14 protein-coding genes are annotated in these 15,998 nt (G+C 65.9%); 7 read left to right on the forward strand and 7 right to left on the reverse strand.

Going from position 1 to position 15,998, the window contains the following annotated elements:
* Positions 1-65: 65 nt before the first annotated feature.
* The 3 genes from H8F26_RS09360 to H8F26_RS09370 are packed head-to-tail and all read right to left on the reverse strand — an operon-like array spanning position 66 to position 4,788.
* Positions 66-296 (reverse strand): DUF86 domain-containing protein, encoded by a 231-nt coding sequence (locus H8F26_RS09360; RefSeq protein ID WP_197153720.1) that lies wholly within the window; start codon positions 294-296, stop codon positions 66-68.
* On the reverse strand, positions 293-601 hold the full coding sequence (locus H8F26_RS09365; RefSeq protein ID WP_197153721.1) for a nucleotidyltransferase family protein: 309 nt from the start codon (positions 599-601) through the stop codon (positions 293-295). The genes H8F26_RS09360 and H8F26_RS09365 overlap by 4 nt, the downstream gene beginning before the upstream one ends.
* Entirely contained in the window at positions 598-4,788 is a 4,191-nt protein-coding gene (locus H8F26_RS09370; protein WP_197153722.1) for a DNA methyltransferase, read from the reverse strand. The genes H8F26_RS09365 and H8F26_RS09370 overlap by 4 nt, the downstream gene beginning before the upstream one ends.
* A gap of 78 nt (positions 4,789-4,866) precedes the next feature.
* On the opposite strand from H8F26_RS09370, the gene H8F26_RS09375 reads away from it, so the two are divergent.
* Complete coding sequence (locus H8F26_RS09375; RefSeq protein ID WP_197153723.1) at positions 4,867-5,112, forward strand: plasmid stability protein; 246 nt, start codon at positions 4,867-4,869, stop codon at positions 5,110-5,112.
* Positions 5,109-5,510 carry a type II toxin-antitoxin system VapC family toxin gene (locus H8F26_RS09380; protein WP_197153724.1) on the forward strand — a complete coding sequence of 134 codons (402 nt, stop codon included), beginning with the start codon at positions 5,109-5,111 and terminating at the stop codon, positions 5,508-5,510. The genes H8F26_RS09375 and H8F26_RS09380 overlap by 4 nt, the downstream gene beginning before the upstream one ends.
* Here H8F26_RS09380 and drmD read toward each other — a convergent pair.
* Together drmD and H8F26_RS09390 are read right to left on the reverse strand one after the other, a co-directional pair.
* The gene (gene drmD, locus H8F26_RS09385) at positions 5,495-8,761 is read right to left on the reverse strand and encodes a DISARM system SNF2-like helicase DrmD (RefSeq protein ID WP_197153725.1); all 3,267 of its coding nucleotides are present in this window, start codon (positions 8,759-8,761) and stop codon (positions 5,495-5,497) included. The genes H8F26_RS09380 and drmD overlap by 16 nt on opposite strands.
* A gap of 141 nt (positions 8,762-8,902) precedes the next feature.
* The gene (locus H8F26_RS09390; protein ID WP_197153726.1) at positions 8,903-9,778 is read right to left on the reverse strand and encodes a hypothetical protein; all 876 of its coding nucleotides are present in this window, start codon (positions 9,776-9,778) and stop codon (positions 8,903-8,905) included.
* Between the two features lie 188 nt (positions 9,779-9,966).
* Here H8F26_RS09390 and H8F26_RS09395 point away from each other — a divergent pair, with 188 nt between their 5' ends.
* The 3 genes from H8F26_RS09395 to H8F26_RS09405 are packed head-to-tail and all read left to right on the forward strand — an operon-like array spanning position 9,967 to position 12,881.
* Entirely contained in the window at positions 9,967-12,168 is a 2,202-nt protein-coding gene (locus tag H8F26_RS09395) for an AAA family ATPase (protein WP_197153727.1), read from the forward strand.
* Positions 12,128-12,409 (forward strand): DUF1778 domain-containing protein, encoded by a 282-nt coding sequence (locus H8F26_RS09400; protein ID WP_197153728.1) that lies wholly within the window; start codon positions 12,128-12,130, stop codon positions 12,407-12,409. Before H8F26_RS09395 ends, H8F26_RS09400 begins: the two co-directional genes overlap by 41 nt.
* Positions 12,396-12,881, forward strand: a complete 486-nt coding sequence (locus H8F26_RS09405) for a GNAT family N-acetyltransferase (protein ID WP_197153729.1) — start codon at positions 12,396-12,398, stop codon at positions 12,879-12,881. The genes H8F26_RS09400 and H8F26_RS09405 overlap by 14 nt, the downstream gene beginning before the upstream one ends.
* Positions 12,882-13,070: 189 nt before the next feature.
* On the opposite strand, the gene H8F26_RS09410 is transcribed toward H8F26_RS09405, so the two are convergent.
* Entirely contained in the window at positions 13,071-14,207 is a 1,137-nt protein-coding gene (locus H8F26_RS09410) for an IS5 family transposase (RefSeq protein WP_197153730.1), read from the reverse strand.
* An 82-nt stretch (positions 14,208-14,289) separates the two neighbouring features.
* On the opposite strand from H8F26_RS09410, the gene H8F26_RS09415 reads away from it, so the two are divergent.
* Positions 14,290-14,514 (forward strand): hypothetical protein, encoded by a 225-nt coding sequence (locus H8F26_RS09415; RefSeq protein WP_197153731.1) that lies wholly within the window; start codon positions 14,290-14,292, stop codon positions 14,512-14,514.
* Between the two features lie 119 nt (positions 14,515-14,633).
* Here H8F26_RS09415 and H8F26_RS09420 read toward each other — a convergent pair whose 3' ends face one another.
* Positions 14,634-15,440 carry a hypothetical protein gene (locus tag H8F26_RS09420; RefSeq protein WP_197153732.1) on the reverse strand — a complete coding sequence of 269 codons (807 nt, stop codon included), beginning with the start codon at positions 15,438-15,440 and terminating at the stop codon, positions 14,634-14,636.
* Here H8F26_RS09420 and H8F26_RS09425 point away from each other — a divergent pair.
* Positions 15,439-15,933: a hypothetical protein gene (locus tag H8F26_RS09425; protein ID WP_197153733.1), complete on the forward strand. Its 495-nt coding sequence runs from the start codon at positions 15,439-15,441 to the stop codon at positions 15,931-15,933. The genes H8F26_RS09420 and H8F26_RS09425 overlap by 2 nt on opposite strands.
* Positions 15,934-15,998 lie beyond the last annotated feature (65 nt).

Consider the following 15,998-nt stretch of genomic DNA (forward strand, 5'->3'; position numbering starts at 1 on the left):
GGCAGGAAGCCTGATCGGCGAGCGAGATCAGGAGCTATCGCCACAACTGGCGAGAACGACGAGGGTCATCGGTTGAGCAGGCGCTGCACGGCCGCCCGCAAGGGCGGCAGATCAGTGGCGACGGTGCGCCAGACACGGGCAAGATTCACCTTGAGATCGTCATGGATGAGCGCGTCTCTCATGCCGGCAATCTGCCGCCAGGGAATCTCGGGATTGGCAGCCCGAAGGTCGGTGTACTCAGCGATGCGTTCCAGGCAGTCGCGGATGCTTTCGAGGTAGAGCTGATCCTTACTCACAGTGCCAAGGCCTGATCGAGGATCTCGCTACGAATCAGCGGATGCAGCGTTTCTGCCTCGGTGACGTCCACCGGGCAGTCCAACAGGTCTTCGAGGTCCTGGCGCAGGCTGATCAGCCCTAGCAGAGACTGGTCGGAGGCCAGGTCAACCAGGAGATCAAGGTCGCTGCCGGCGTGCACCTGCCCCTTGGCGATGGAGCCATAGATCCGCTGGTTGGAGGCGCCATGGCGGTGCGCCACGGCAAGGACCTCTGGCCGAAGGGCGTTGTGGCGCTGGCGAATCGTGGTGGCGGGTGCGTGGGTCATAGCGCCAGGCCGATCTGGGCAGTCTGGCCCGACTCGGGCTGGGGATTGCGGGGTGGCCGCCCGCGGCGCCGACCCGTGCCGCTGCCCCCGGAGCTACTGCCTCCCCGACGACTACCGCCATGCAATCCCTGGGCCACCTCTTCCTCGTAGCGCTCGGCATTGAGGGCCAGCAGGCGGGCGAGCACGTCGTCGCGCACGGCATCGGGCCAGCGGTAACGCCAGGGCAGCTTGCGGCGACCGGTGATAGCGCCGTAGGCCTCCAGCTGGCCCTGGAAATCGAGGGCATCGCCAGCATCCGAGAAGAACAACTCGCCGCTGTCGATGCACTCCTGCAGTTCGTCGGGGAGTTGGGCGTCTTCTTCGGTGTCGAGGTAGTCGAGGCCGAAGCCGCAGCCGGTGGGCACATCGCTCCAGCCGTAGGCCTGCAGCACCGCCTGATCCATCTCGCCGTGGAGGCGGCGCAGCTCCAGCAGGCCTGGGCTGGTTTCGGCTGGATCGTGGAAGCGGTTGTAGGTGCTGGTGAGGCCTTCGTTATTGGACACCATTAGCTCGGCGCGGAACTGGTGGTAGTGCTCGCCGCTGGTTTCGAGGCTCTGGCGTGTGTCTTCGAGAGTGGGATCGTTAGCGTTGGCGTCGAGCAGGGCGGCGGGGAAGGGGAAGGTTTCGAAGCAGTCGGAAGGTGTGTAGCGTAGGTCATCCTTCATGGACGAACCTAGAAATCGAGCCCAGAGTTCATGTACATCGGACTGACACAACAACATCCATGCCGCTGATTCCAATGCGAAGACCACCATGGCCTCCGAAAAGACAGATGTTGGTGGCATGAAGGCAAGCTGCCAGTTCGGCTGATGCCTCGCGGTGACGATTACTTTTGCTTTGCCTTCGACGGCTGCATTCAGCTCAGGCCTTGGCCTGATGAATAGCCACCATTTCTGCTTCGCTCCTTTGTCGTTGACCTTCAGGCGTTCAGGCTTCACCTTGCTTTCCACAATCTGCATCAACTCCGGCCACTCCCGCCGGCACTCCTCCTCACTGCGCTCGCCGAAGTTGATCACATATCTGTGATGCGCATGCGTGGGGCTGCTGTTCACTTCCTCCCCGCCGATGTAAGGCAAGATCACCTCAGCGTTCTTCGGGTTCTCACCGATCAACCGCTCCATCGTGGTGATTGGCGAGGGGATGCCGGGCGTGTCGTCGTCGGCCGGGCTGGAGTCGTCGAAGGTGAAGCCCATGCCCAGCACGTAGCTGCCCACGAAGCTCTTGCCGGCATTGGCTACTAGCTGCTTCGGATCTTCATGGCCGCCGTTGGCAAACAGGAAGGCCGTGATCTGCTCCACCGGCCGCCGCTCCAGCAGCTTGGCGCCGGAATAAGCGCCCTTGCGCAGGTGCACCACGCTCACCACCACGGCCGCCACGCCCGGCCACTTGTAGCGCTTGCGGGCCGCATAGATCGTGCCTCCGTTGAGGCAGATCCAGCGCAGGCCGGTGCTACGCGTGTCGCCCTGGGCGATGGTGTTGGTGGCGATCAGCCCCAGTGATCCACTGGGTCGGAGCAGATCGAAACAGCGGCGGAAGAAATGGGCCACGAGATCGGCATTGCCATGGCTCTCGGGGTGCAGCTGCTTGAACCAGTCGAGGATGCCTTCCGGGCTGCCTTCGGCAATGGTGTTCTTCCCCGCGAAGGGAGGGTTGCCCACGAACACATCAAACCCACCCCGCCCCTCGCGAAACACCTCCGGAAACTCCAGCTGCCAGTGAAACGGCGTGATCCCCTTCTCGCCCGCCGCCAACCGCTCGCGGATCTCCTGAACGGAATCCTGTAGCCCATCGTCCGCAAAGGCGCCACTGAGCATTGCCAGATACACCTGCTGCTTATCGGCGCGTTCTTTCGGCTTCTTGGCATCAAAGAAGGCGGCCACCATCAGATCGCCAACCTGACGCAGGCCATCTGCGGCCTTGATCTGCTGCAGCAGCAGAGCCTTCTTGCGGTCGTAACTCTCATCCGAGAGGCTGTCTTCGGCAAAGCTGCTTTGCCGGCTGGTTCCCAGCTGGGCGATGATCTGGTTCTGTTCATTGAACAGAGCGAGTTGCACCTCCTGCATCGCCGCCTGGATCTCCTTCACGGAATACCCCACCAGCGAATCGCCGCACTTGAGGGCGTGATCCACAAAGGTGAAGGGCATGTCTTTGCTGAGCGTCACCAGCCAGAGGCTCAGGCGTGCCAGGTTCACCGCAAACGGGTTCTTGTCCACCCCATACAGGCACTGCTGGGCCACCAGCCGGCGGGCCACGGTGTCTTTGTCGGCGTCCTGCCGGAAGCCCTCGGGGAAGCCATCGCGTTCCCAGGCCTGCACCAGCCAGCCGGCCAGATAGCGGCACACCGCCACCAGGAAGGCACCGGATCCCATCGCCGGATCGCACACCTTGAGATCGAGGATCTGCTCCGCCGTGGGCTGGTGGTTGCAGCGCTGCAGCCAGGGGCGGAACGCTTCGGCCACGATCGGTTCGGTGAGCGCCCGCGGGGTGTAGTGGCTGCCGCTGCGGCGCCGCTCCGCGGTGGGTTGCAGGATCAGTGATCCCGGCTGCAGCCCGCGCGGGGTGTGGGGGGAGAGTTTCTTGTCGAGCGCCAGGCAGAGCTCGGCGAGGCTGCTGGCGCTTTTCAGCTCCCTTTTCACACTGGCCGGCAGTTTGAGCTTCACGCCGGCCTGTTCATCGAGCCAGCTCTCGCGTTTGCCCGCGCTCTGAGCGAGCAGCTGATCCGCATTCACCACCACCGTGATCGTGATCTTCTGGCGCGGCGGCCGATACGTAATCCCCACGCTGGGGCCGTGGGCCTGCTCCACGCGGAAGCCCATGATCCCCTCGTACACCGAGCCGATCTGCTCCACATCGAGAGCCCGATAGCTCAGCCGCTCGCCATCGAGCCAGAGCAATTTGCTGAGCACCTTCTCCACCACGTCGTCGCTGATGGCGGGCAGGTTGCTGAGGATCGCGTCCTGATAGCTGCTGTAGGGATCGCGGCCCTCCAGGAAGGGGTAGGCATCGGGATCAAACAGCTCGCCGTGGCGCGCCGGCAGGTAGGCCGGATCGGCGCCGCCGCCGTCGTACACCAGCCGGAACAGGCTCAGCAGCGATGCCCAACCGCCGCGCCGATCGCTCATCGCCCCTTGGTGGTCCACCCGCTCCTGGCGCAACCGATCAGCCAGGGCGCTGACGCTGTAGTGCTGCCCGTAGAGCGAATCGGCGGGCATCAGCGCTTCGTCTTCCGCGTAGAGCAGGAACACCAGCCGCAGCAACACCGTGATCAGGCCGCCATAGAGCTGCTGTTGGCCCTCATCGCTGTGGGGCAGATCGCCGAGCACCGTGCGGCCGGCGTCCTGCGCCAGCCGTTCGGCGTCGTCAAAACCCAGCAGCAGTTCCCACAGGGCTTCGAGCACCTGCTCGGCCAGGCGGGTGCTCACTTCGCTCTGGTTCTTGCGGCTGGCCGCGAGCAGCGCCGGCAGCCGTTGCTCCGGGTTGCCACCGAATAGCCGATCGACCCCCAGCAACAGCTCCAGGGCGCCGAGCATCGGCCGGCCCGCCACCTCGGCCATCGGCTCCAGGGGCATCGTGAGCCAGCCGCTGGATTCACCTCGCGGCGCGTGGACCAGGCGCAGATCAGCGCCGTTGAACAGGATGCCGATCGGATGTTCGGTTTCCTTCAGCAGCCGCTCGAAACGCTGTTGCGGCGTGGCATCCCAGCCGTTGCCGGTGGGATTCCAGGGTTGATCGAAGGCGCGGCCCCATTCGCCCAGGGCGGTGAGGTCGAGCACCAGGGCCTGCAGGCCTTCGCCTTCAAACTTCGGCACCCCGTGGGTGGGGCGCAGGGTTTCGCCGTATTCGCTCAGCACCACCTCCGGGATGGTCTGAAGCTGATCGGCGCTGAGCAGGTCGGCCTCGCCCCAATCCAGCAGTTCGGTGGCCAGTTGCCCAAAGCCCGGCACCACCTGGATCGGCTCACCGGCCGCGGTGTCGCGCTCTTCCAGCAGGGCTTCCAGCTGGCGTTGCCGCGTCGAGAGATAGGCCGTGCCCTGGTTGGGGAACAGCTCGAGTTTGTTGAGCACCGCCGGGGCGACCACCAGGCCCACCGGTTGCACCAGGCCGAGCCATTGCTCGTGGGTGTGGATGCCGGGAGTTCCGTAAGCCATCAGCGCACCCCCGCCAGATCGTTCGCGCAACCGAAACGGTTCCATACTGGTGCTACCACCGGTGGATCGCTGGTTGCCATGGCCAAAACGCTCACCCTCAAGAACCTGCCCGATGCGCTCCACGCCCGGCTGGCTGCCGCCGCTAAGCGGCATCGGCGCAGCCTCAACAATGAGGCCATCGTGTGCCTGGAAGCGGGCCTGGCCGCACCCCCCACATCCGTAGAGGAGGAGCTGGCGGAGATCCGAGCCCTGCGCGAGAGCCTGGGACCCCACAGCTTTAACCCTGAGGCCATCGATGCCTTCAAGCGGGAAGGGCGGCCGTGATCGTTGTGGATACCAACGTGGTGGCCTACCTGCTGCTGCCTGGCCCCAAAACCGAACAGGCTGAAGCCTTGCGGCGGCACGATCGGCACTGGGCCACACCGCCGCTTTGGCGCAGCGAGTTCCGCAACGTTCTTACGCAGCATGTTCGCCGTGACTTGCTGAGCCTGCCAGCGGCTCTGGCGCTGATGCAGAAGGCCGAGGTGCTTCTCGCCAGTGAGGAGCAAGCGGTGGCCTCGGAGCATGTGTTGCATCTGGTGAGTCAGAGCAGCTGCAGTGCCTACGACTGTGAGTTCGTGGCCGTTGCGGAGCAGTTGGGCGTGCATCTGATCACGGAGGACCGTGCCCTGCAGGCCGCCTTCCCCGCCATTGCGATGTCCCTGCATCAGGCCACCTCCTGAGGCCAGAGGTAGATCGCACCGGCGGGTTCCACCCGGTGGGTGCGGAGCTCGAAGGTGCGGCGGATGCGCTCGGGTTCGTGGCTGAGGTCGCTGTCGATGGTCTGCAGGCGCTGCTCCCAGTACTTGCGGTTGTCCTCCAGCTGGCGGCGTTCTTCCTTGATCCCACCCAGATCGAGCAACAGCTGATCGAGGTTCTCGTTGGTGCGGCTGCGGGTGCTGGTGATCCGCTTGCGTTGCTCCTCCAGCACCTTGATGAAGCGGGCCACCTCATCGTCGGCGCGTTTGGCCAGCTTGGCGGCCGCGTCCTGGCGGCGTTCCTCCACCTTCTGATCCAGAGCTTCCCGCAAGTGAGCCACATCCACGCTCAGGTTGTTCTGGAGAGCGGCGCTGATCCCTTCCGGTGCCTCCAGGCGCTGCCGCAGCGACGTCTCCAGATCCTCCAGGGCGCGACTGGTTTTCTCGCTGCTGAGTTTGCGCAGCCGGCGCTGGGGATCGCTGGGATCCCACTCGGCCGCTACCGCGAGCACTTCATCGTGCAGGCGGGAGGCGCCATGGCCGTAGAGGCTCAGGCGAGCCAGGATCACGAGCTTGGCGGTGTCATCGGCCGTGCCCACCACTGCGGCGCGGCTGAGCGCATCGCTCTGGAAGCCGCGCATCAGGAAGCGGTTGAGCAAGCGCATCACCAGCGGATGCTCCAGATGCAGGTGCACGCGATCGGCATTCACCTCCTGCGGATCGCGGAACACCACCGGCTGCAGCTGGGTGTCCTGCCGCCATTGCCAGAGCTTCTGCCCCGGCTGGCGCGGCGGTCGCAGGGCATCAAGTACATCGCCCCAGGCCGCTTCCCCGCCCGGAAGCTCGGTGGCGCTGGGGAACTCCCAGATGGCCCGTTCGGGATCCTGCGCTGCCTGCTGGGGATCGCGCGGCTGCAGCGCCAGGGTCTGCTGGCCGTGGCGCTCACCGGTGATCTGCAGGCTGGTGTTGAGCGCGTCGCGGAACTGCTCTGTAGAGAAATGCAGCCACTTGCGAGAGCGCTCCAGGTAGCGCTCCAGCGTTCCCACCTGTTTCTCCAGGGCCTCCTTGCGTTCGCGGCTGCCCTCCAGTTCCTCCTCCAGGAGCACCTGGGTGAGCCGGAAGTCATCCTCCTGATCCAGCCCCTTGATCTCGGCGATCGTGTGCGCCAGGGCGGTGGGGTTGATGCCCTTGGCCAGCAGGTCGTTGAGCTTGCGGATCACCACCGGCGGCAGGCAGCCCAGTTCGCTGCGGATCTGATCGGTCTTGCGCACCACCGTGTCGAGCACTGTGTCTTCCGGGCGCTGGGGCAGCACGAAGTAGTGGCAATACACCTGCGGTGATCGTTGCAGGGTGCGATCAATCCGGCCGTTGCGCTGCTCCATCCGCCCCGGGTTCCAGGGCACGTCGAAATGCACCAGCCGTTTGCAGTGGTTCTGCAGGTTCACGCCCTCCCGCGCTGCATCGGTGGCGATCAGGATCCGCAGGGGGTCACTTTCCGGTGGGCTGTTGAAGCTGCGCTTGATCGCTTCGCGCCGTTCATCGCCGATGCCGCCATGGAAGGTGGCGATGCGGGCTTCGGCCTGATCGCTTTCGGCGATCAGCTCGCGCACCCGGCGCTCCAGCCAGTCCTTGGTGTCGGCGTATTCCGTGAAGATCAGCAGGCGTTCGTTGCTCCACGGGGCCCCCGGCTGCCCCAGCTGCGGGCAGAGGTGGTCGCGGATCAGCTGCTCGAGGCGGTGCACGCGGCTGTCGGGCTCGTAGCGCGCCTCCTGGGCGATCGCTTGCATCTGGCGCAGCAAGGCCCATTCCTCCTCGCTGGCCTCCAGTGCCGAGGCCAGGGCGGCTTCGTGCTGGGCGTCGGCTTCCTTGAGCAGGTCCTCTTCGTTGCCGTCGGCGCGTTCGTCGTCGCCATCGATGGAGCCTTGCAGCAGATCGAGGGCATCCAGACGCACCTGGCGCCGTTGTTCCGCTTTGGCCGCGCGTTTCTCCAAGGTGTGCATGTGCACGCTGAGGGTGCGATCAAAGGCGGCAATCGAGCTGAGCAGGCGTTTCTGCAGGTTGGAGATCACCAGATTTTCGGCCGCCCGTTCGCGCTTGCCGGCGGCAGCGAGCCGTTGGTTGCGCAACTCCCGGTAGCGGCTGAGCAGCTCGGCCAGCTGAAGTTCGGGGTTGTCGCTCGGCAGGCCATCGATCACCTCGGGGGTCACCAGCCGCTGCGGCAGGTCCACACCGATCTGCCGCAGGTCTTCCTTGAGCCTGCGCACCATCACGTCTTCCAGGTCTTGCTTGCGCACGGCCACGCCGCGGCAGAAGCGGGTGGGATCGAGGATCTCGAGCAGGGCGGAGAAGCTGTTGCTGTGGCCGTTGTGGGGTGTGGCGGAGAGAAACAGCTTGTGCTCGAACCGCCCGGCCAGATCGCGCATGGCACGGGTGAGCTTGGAATCGATCGCGAACTTGGAGCCACTCGCCGGTGCGGCGTTGTGGGCCTCATCGAGGATCAGCAGCGCCTGTTTGCCTTCATCGCCGAGCCAGTCGCGCAGCGGGCCGGCATAGGCCTCATCGCGCACCAACGCCTGGCTGAGCACAAACCGGGTGTGGGTGGCCCAGGGGTTGATGCCCCAGCCCCGCTGGCGGCGCATCTCGGCGATGTACTGGCGGTCCATCACCGCAAAGCCCAGGCCGAAGCGGCTCTCCATCTCCCCCTTCCACTGCAGCACCACCGAAGGGGGCGCCACCACCACCACGCGGTGCACCTTCTGGCGCAGCAGCAGCTCGCGCATGATCAGCCCGGCCTCGATCGTTTTGCCGAGACCCACGTCATCAGCGATGAACAGGCTCACCCGCGGCATCCGCAGCGCCTTGCGCAAGGGCTCCAGCTGGTAGGGCTTCACGTCGATCCCCGCCCGCAGCGGCGCCTGGAACAGGCCGGGGTCGGTGCTGGTGACGCAGTTCCAGCGCAGGGTGTTGAGGTAGCTGCCGAACACCTGAGGCTGATCAAAGCCGCGTTGCCCCACCGTGTCCCAGGTGGTTTCACCCAACACCAGGGCATCCACTTCCCGCTCCCAGAACACCTCCAACCGCTGGCCGTTGGCGTCGTCATCCAGGCAGGCCAGACCAACCACCGTGTCCCCCTCGGGGTGCTCGGACGGCTCCACCTTCTCCACCAGCCAGCGGTGGCTGCGGCAGAGGACCACACAGCCCTCACTGGGGATAATTTTTGGGGAGCTCGATCTCATGGTTTCACCGCCTGCATCGGCGGGACTGGCATGGGGGTGTGGGGACGCTGCGGCCAGTCTGCCGCTAGCGGAAGCAATGCGGCAGCAGACCAGAAGCAGTTGGAGCCGCGAGTTTCGGATCTATGCACGGGGCGCATACTTTCAGCCCTCCAGCTGTTGCAACCTGCCCATCTGCCCCAGCTCCTGGGCGGTGTGGCGCAGCACTGGGTGCTCCTGCCAGTCGGACAGCAGCGCCAGCCACACCGGACTCTGGGGCCTTGTGGTCAAGGGGCTGCGGCGCAAGGAAGCCCAGGTGTGTGCCTCCCAATCCGCCACCACCAGCGCCAGGGCACTGCCATGGATCCGGCAGATCCAGTCGTCTGGGGTCTGAAGGCTGTTGCCACCGCTGCGCAGCGTCAGCCCCAGCTCTCGTAGAAGCCGCCGCAGGCCGGGCGCGACGCCCCGATCTGGCACCAGCACCTCCGGCACGGCACCCACCAGGACTGGCGCCTCTGGGCAGAACCCCAGGGCCAGGGGCAGCTCCCCCAGCGGCAGCAGCTCCAGCTCCTGGCGGTTGATCCCTGGTGCCTCCTCCAGCTCCAGACCCGAGAGCAGGGCGCCATCGAGCACGCCCTGACGCACCAGCTCCAGCCAGTTGGCTGCCGCCCGGAACCGCTGGGGGGTGGGCAGCAGCCAGGGGCAGCCCGCCAGCAGCGGGTGATGGAGAAGATCACTGCCGATGCGAGCCACGCCAGCGGCGAGGCGATGGGCGCGGCAGCCCAGCCGCAGCAGTCGCATCGAGGCCGAAGTGCCGTAGCCGCAGCCCCAGAGCTGGCGGCGATCGCGCACCAGGCCGAAGTCCTCCGAGAGGATCCGGTAGCGGCGGCTGATGGTGGGCTGGCTGAGCTGCAGCAGCCGGCTGGTCTGCACGGTGGTGCCGCAGAGCTCCAACAGATCGAGCAGGCGGATGTCGTGCAGCAACTCCGGCAGGCGGTAGTGGGGGGCCTGGGCCAGCGACGGGGGGCGCGGGGAAGCCATGGGGCGAATGCGGCGCTGGGAGCAGCCTCAGCAGCGCCGGCCACTTTTGAGCGCTTTCCCCTGCGAAATAGCAAAGCCGCTCAGCAGACCTCAGTGATAGCAACGATCTCTATCTGCTCTTTCGCATGGAGAGGCTTGCCGTTGCATGCCGCTGCCGCCAGGCTGCGGTCCATGCCTGACTCTCTGCCATGCCCTCGACAGCGCCCCTGCGCTGCCACCTGCTGATCGGCCCGCCCGCCAGCGGCAAGACCACCCTGGCCGGCGTGCTGGCCCAGCTCACCGGTGCCGTGGTGCTCTCCACCGATGTGGTGCGCCACGAGCTCTTTGGCGATGCCGCGGTGCAAGGCCCCTGGCGCGACATCGAGGCCCTGCTGCACCAGCGCCTCCGGGATGCCGTGGCCGCCGGCATCCCAGTGATCCTCGATGCCACCCATGCCCGCCGCCCCTGGCGCCTGGCGATCACCCAGGCCCTGAGCCTGCCGGCTCCGGTGGAGTGGATTGGCTGGTGGCTCTACACGCCGCTGTCCACCTGCCTGCAGTGGAACCAGACCCGCAAGCGCCTCGTGCCCGAGCCGGTGATCCGCGAGATGTCCGCCGCCCTGGCTGATCCGGCCTTTGGCCCCTCTCGGGCGGAGGGCTTCGCGGCAGTGGTGGCGGTGGTGCCCACCCACGGCCGCGAGCTGGAGGCCCTGCTGCGCGAAGAACTGGCCCGCCTCGATCACCGCATCCGCTCAGCCCGGAACCGCGAGAAGCGCTTCCAGCTCCACGGCTATTCGCGCCTCCTGGATCTGGAGCGGCTGCTGCATCTGCTGCGGCTGCTCACCACCTTCCCCGAACTCTCCGCGGCGGACCCCGCCACCCGCGCCGAGCTGGAGGCGATCGTGTCGCCCCTGCCGGAGGGCGACCTGGCGGATCAGGCCGCCGCCTACCTGCGCCGGCTGCATGGCGAGTGCTACGGCGATCCAGCTGCCATCCGCTCCGATCTGGCCTGGCTGGAGGCCAACGGCTTCTGCAGCGCCGAGCCCTCCCTGGCGCCGATCCAGCTGGCGCCAACCCCACCCCAGCCGCCCGCCGGAGCCCCCTGGCGGGGTGGCGTGCATGGTGGCTACCCACCCACTGGCGATGCGCCGGTGTTCGTGCGGGTGTTCACCCTGCTGCGCCATCTGCTGCAGCAGCCCTTTGATCAGGCCGAGGGTGTGGCGTTGCCGGAGCACCTGATCGAGCGCACCGAGGCCATCCCCGGGGCCTACCTCCCTTCCGAGGCGGCCACCCTGCGCAAGGACCTCGAGAAGCTGCTCACCCCCTATGGCTTCCGGCCCCGCAACGACAACGTCCGCCACGGCTATGCCATCGGCACCGCCTTGCTGTCGGCCCACCGGCTGCGGGAGATCCATGGGGTGGTGAGCCAGGCCGCGGGGCGCCTTGCCGATCCCACCGCCCAGGATCTGCTGCGGGAGCTGGAGCAGCGGCTCGCCTGGGGAGGAATCACGGTGGACGGCACGGCACCGGTGCGGGCGTTCGCCAACCGCTCGATCGTGAGCAGCGCCCTGGTGCGGCCCGACTCCCTGGCGGCCGAGCGCCAGGCCGAGGCGCTGGAGACGGCAATTGTGGAGCGGCGCCGCATCGAGCTGGAGCGCTACGCCTCGGTGGGCTCCTTCCCCGGCAGCCCCCTGGGGAGCTTGCGGGTGTGGCCGCTGCAGCTGCTCTTTCACACCATCGGCTGGTACCTCGTGTTTGAAGAGGACAGCCCCGGCCAGGAGCATGGGTTGATCCGCTGCGAACGCCTCGATCGCCTGGCCCTGCGCCGCAGCGAACGCGGCAACCGGCGCAGTGAGGAGGCCCACGCCCAGGGCCTCAAGCGGCTGGAGCTGTTGCTGCATCACAGCGGCGGCATCTACTTCGGCGACGACCTGGCGGCCCAGCTGCGGTTGTGCCATCCCCGCGGCCGCAGTCGCGAGCGGGAGATGGTCACCCTGCGCTTTTGCTGCCAGGGCTGGTGCTTCGCTTTCGTGCGTGAGGGCTTGCAGCGCTACCCGATCGAGCACACCCGCCTCTCGCTCCCCCTGCCTGGCGACACCTGGTGGCACCACCCCAAGGCACCGCATGTACTGCAGCCCGGCTCGCCGGCCGACAGCCACCCCTATCCGGTGGAGCTGGACCTCCCCAGCTGGACCGTGGCGGCTGACATCGACCTGCGCACCTGGCTGTTTGCTTTTGGCGCCGGCATCCGCATCGACAGCCCTCAGGCCCTGCGGGATGAGCACCGGCAGAAGCTGGAGACTGCCTTGGCGGTGTATGAGCAGCCTGAGGAGTCGCACTACAATGTAATGACAGCCAGAGCGGAGGGTCATGGCGCGCGATCAGGTGCTGCAGCTGCGGGCCTCGGCTGAGCAGCGCCAGCTGATTGATCAGGCCGCTGCGGCGGAAGGCATCAGCCGCACCGAATTCATCCTGCGCAGCTGCCAGGAACGGGCACGCGATGTGCTCCTGGATCGCACACTGTTCTCCCTCACGCAGGAGCAGACCACGGCCCTGCTGGCTGATCTGGAGGATTCCGGCGCTGCCGCCCAGGATCAGGCCAGCATCGAGCGCCTGCTCGACCTGCCGCAGCCGTGGCATGCGCCCGCCTGAGCCCCTCGGCCCCCAGCATCAGCTGGAAGGCTTCGACTGCGGCAACACCGCATTGAACCGCTGGCTGCAGCAGCGGGCCCTGGCCAATGAGCGCCAAGGGGTGTCGCGCACCGTGGTGGTCTGCTCAGACGAGGACAGCAACGTGATCGCCTACGCCTGCCTGTCGGCTGGCGCAATCGTGCTGGCAGAGGTGCCTGGTGCCTTGCGACGCAACATGCCGGACCCGCTTCCCGTTGTAGTGCTGGGCCGCCTGGCGGTTGACCGACGCCATCAAGGCCAGGGCCTCGGCCGCGCCCTGGTGGCCGATGCGCTGCGGCGCAGCCTGGCCGCTCGGCGCCTGATTGGCGCCAGAGCCCTGCTCGTGCACGCGATCGATGAGCAGGCGGCTGCGTTCTACCGCTCGCTTGGCTTTCGCCCCTCGCCGCTCAGCGCCTCGACGTTAATGCTGCAGCTCTCCGAACCAGACGGCTGACAACTGCCCTTAAGAGTTTGCTGAAAAACCAACCCACGAGCCAGTTTTCCACAGGCATCAGTGGATTTCCGGCTCAAAAAGACGGATCGGCGGCTATCAGAGCCGCAAACAGCCCGATTTCGGCATCGTTGGCCTCTCTGCAAGGCATTGGTTGAGGCCTATTGGGCACACCTCTGGACAACGGGCTGTTCATGCCGCCTCCATCGCGGGCTTGAGCAGGTTGCCCAGGCGGATCAGGTTGTAGGCGATCACATGCAGGCCAAACACGGCGCCGACCTTCTCGGTACCGCGCAGTTTGAACTGGCGCAGCCCTCCGAACGCCTTGATCCAACCAAACACCTTTTCGATCCCCCGGCGGGCGTTGATCGATTTGGAGTAGCCCACGTGACGGGTGGTGCGGCCATCAATGGCTGAGCCACCGCTGCGGGCCGTGTTCTGGGCCACGTGGGGCGTGACACCGATCCGCCGCATCTCAGCGACAAACCCTTTGGTGTCGTAGTTCTTGTCGGCGCCGACGGTCTTCTGGTGGGCACCGGTGAGGTCTGCTGCCATCTCTTTGGCGGCATCCCGCTCACCGGTGCCCGTGGCCTGGGTGACGCGGCAATCGACGATCAGGTCGTGGCGGTTGTCCATGAGGACATGGCCCCGATAGCTCAGCTGCGCTGGATGGGCATTCGATTTCCGGGCCAGCCGTGCCTCAGGATCGGTGCTGGAGCGGTGGGTCTCGTTGCTGAGCTTGATGCCGCGAAAGTCCCCTTTGGCGCGCTTCTTTCCCTCTTTGGGAGCACCGAATCCTTCGCCAGGACCTGTGGGCGGAGGCGGAGGATCCTCCTGGCCATCGATCCGCTCCAAGGAAGCGTGTGACGCCCAGGCCTGGAGCAACGTGCCGTCCACCGAAAAGTGCTCGTCACTGAGCAGCGGTTTGACCTCGGGTGCTCCCATCAGCTTCTCCAGGAACAGCCCCATGACGTCGTCAGTGAGGAGCCGATCACGATTCTTGGTGAATGTGGTCGGATGCCAGATCGCATCGTCAGGGCTCAAGCCCACAAACCAGCGGAACAGCAGGTTGTAGTGGACCTGCTCCAGCAGCAGCCTCTCGGAGCGGATGCCGTAGAACGCCTGCAACAACGAGGCCAGCAGCAGCTGCTCTGGCGGCACCGATGGTCTCCCTTCTGAGGCATACAACCTGCAGAAGGTGGGATTGAGTCGATCGAGGGCCTGATCCGCCAGCTTGCGAATCCGCCTGAGTGGATGGCTGGTCGGGATCCGCTCCTCGATCGAGACGTAGGAGAACAAGGAGCCGCTGCGCTCCTGCTGACCTCGCATCAAACCTGGGGCAGTTGCCCTATTTTCGCAGAGGCGGCGGGGTTTTTCAGCAAACTCTTAAGCCCCCCACACCAGACAGTTCATGGCTTATCCCAACATCGAAGCGATCCTGGAAGAAGGCGGTGACATCTCGGTCGGACGCGTCGGCCCGATCGACTGCGTGGCCTCCGCCAGCACCAGCTACGACTGTCCGGTGATGTTGGTGCGGCGCGACGGGGAGAGCTTCGTGGCGCTGCTGCGGAGGCTGGATCGCTCGATCGCCAAAGCCTGGGAGCAGGAGATCACCATTGATGAGGTGAACGGTTGAGTGGCTTCAGGGCAGCGAGCTGGCGCTCGTAGGCGGACTGATTCCGCTTTGTTTGGCAGATTCCGGCGACATTGTGAAGATTGCTGCGGATCTGCAGCTCGTTCAGCACCCTTCTCGCCTCAGTCGTCATAAGGGGCGATGCCGGAACTATTCACCCCACGCATAGATCCAGCCTCCTTGCCATCGCTGTCACCTGCAGCTGCGTTCCGAGGATGGAAGCCGATGTGCAGCACGGCATGGTCTTCCTGCCCCCAACCTCCGATTTCCCGCCCGATCCCGAACCTCTTGAACGTGAGGAGCTCAACAGCACCTACCTGGAACTGCGCAATTGTTACTCCAGCCTGATGCGAAGCCGCGCCCAGCATCGGCGTCTGGCCAACAAGGCCAAGGATGAAACCGCCCTGCTCAAGGAACGGATCACGGCCCTCGCCAGTCGCGATCTGCCCCAGCGCAAGGAACTTTATGAGCTCCTGGAGATCGTGACGGCCATCGCCGGTGACATTGAAGATGTCGGCGATGATCTGGTGAATGGCTTCAGTCGCTACAAGAAAGGTCGCCATAGCTTTCAAGGTGGCGGGTATATCGGTGATCTCGTCCGTGCAGTGATTCATTTCATCAATCGTTGGGGCCGCACCAAAGACCGCCTTGGCGATCTCAAGCAGAAGCAGCAGGAGCTGATCAACAAGTCCAAGGATCTGCTCCCGCCACCGCCACCCCACGGCGGCAATGGCAACGGCCACGGACCCGCAGCCGGGACACCCACACCGCCGGGGGACAGTGCGCAGCGGCCCATCGACCTGAGCGCCAATGGCATTCAGCCCCCACGCCCGGCCGAGCCCACAGGCCCTCAGCAGCCACAGCTGAACCAGCCCAATCCAGAGAGCAAGCCGCAGATCCAGGATCAAGCCAAAGGAGCCGACGACCATGGGTGAGATCGCCGACACCATGCGCTCCACCCTGCAGCAGCTGGCTCAGGCCGATGCCAGGCTCTATCGCGGCCTGGCGGAAGAGCTGGGCGACAGCGCCACGGCAGTCGAGGAACCCCGCGCCCTGATCCAGCAGGAGGGCGGCACACCCGCTACGGAAGCCCAACTCCTGGCCCTGAAGAACGACGCCCTGCAGGAGCTTTGCGCCCAGAGGGGCATCAAGGTGCCCAAGCGCCCCAGGAAAGATCTGATGGTGGGCCTGCTGCTGGCCGATCCCAACGGCCCGCCGCCCCTGTCCCTGCTGCCTCCTCCCAAGACCAAAACCACCGCAGGTGGGAAGGCCGCGGGGAGCAAGGCTGGCGGTGCCGAGCTGCAGGCCCTGGAGCAGCGCCTCGATCGCCTGGAGCAGCTGGTGCTGCTGATCGCCCAGCAGGTGGGCGTGCCCCATGAGGCGATCGAGCGGCTGCTGTCGCCGGCTGCTCCAGAGGCCTGAGAGAGCAGACAACCCGCGACAGGCGCCCTAGATTCGCTATTCGCGAATGCCGAATGGCCTCTGCG

Origin of the sequence: Synechococcus sp. CBW1006, assembly GCF_015840525.1 — a bacterium.
Taxonomy (GTDB): Bacteria; Cyanobacteriota; Cyanobacteriia; order PCC-6307; family Cyanobiaceae; genus CBW1002.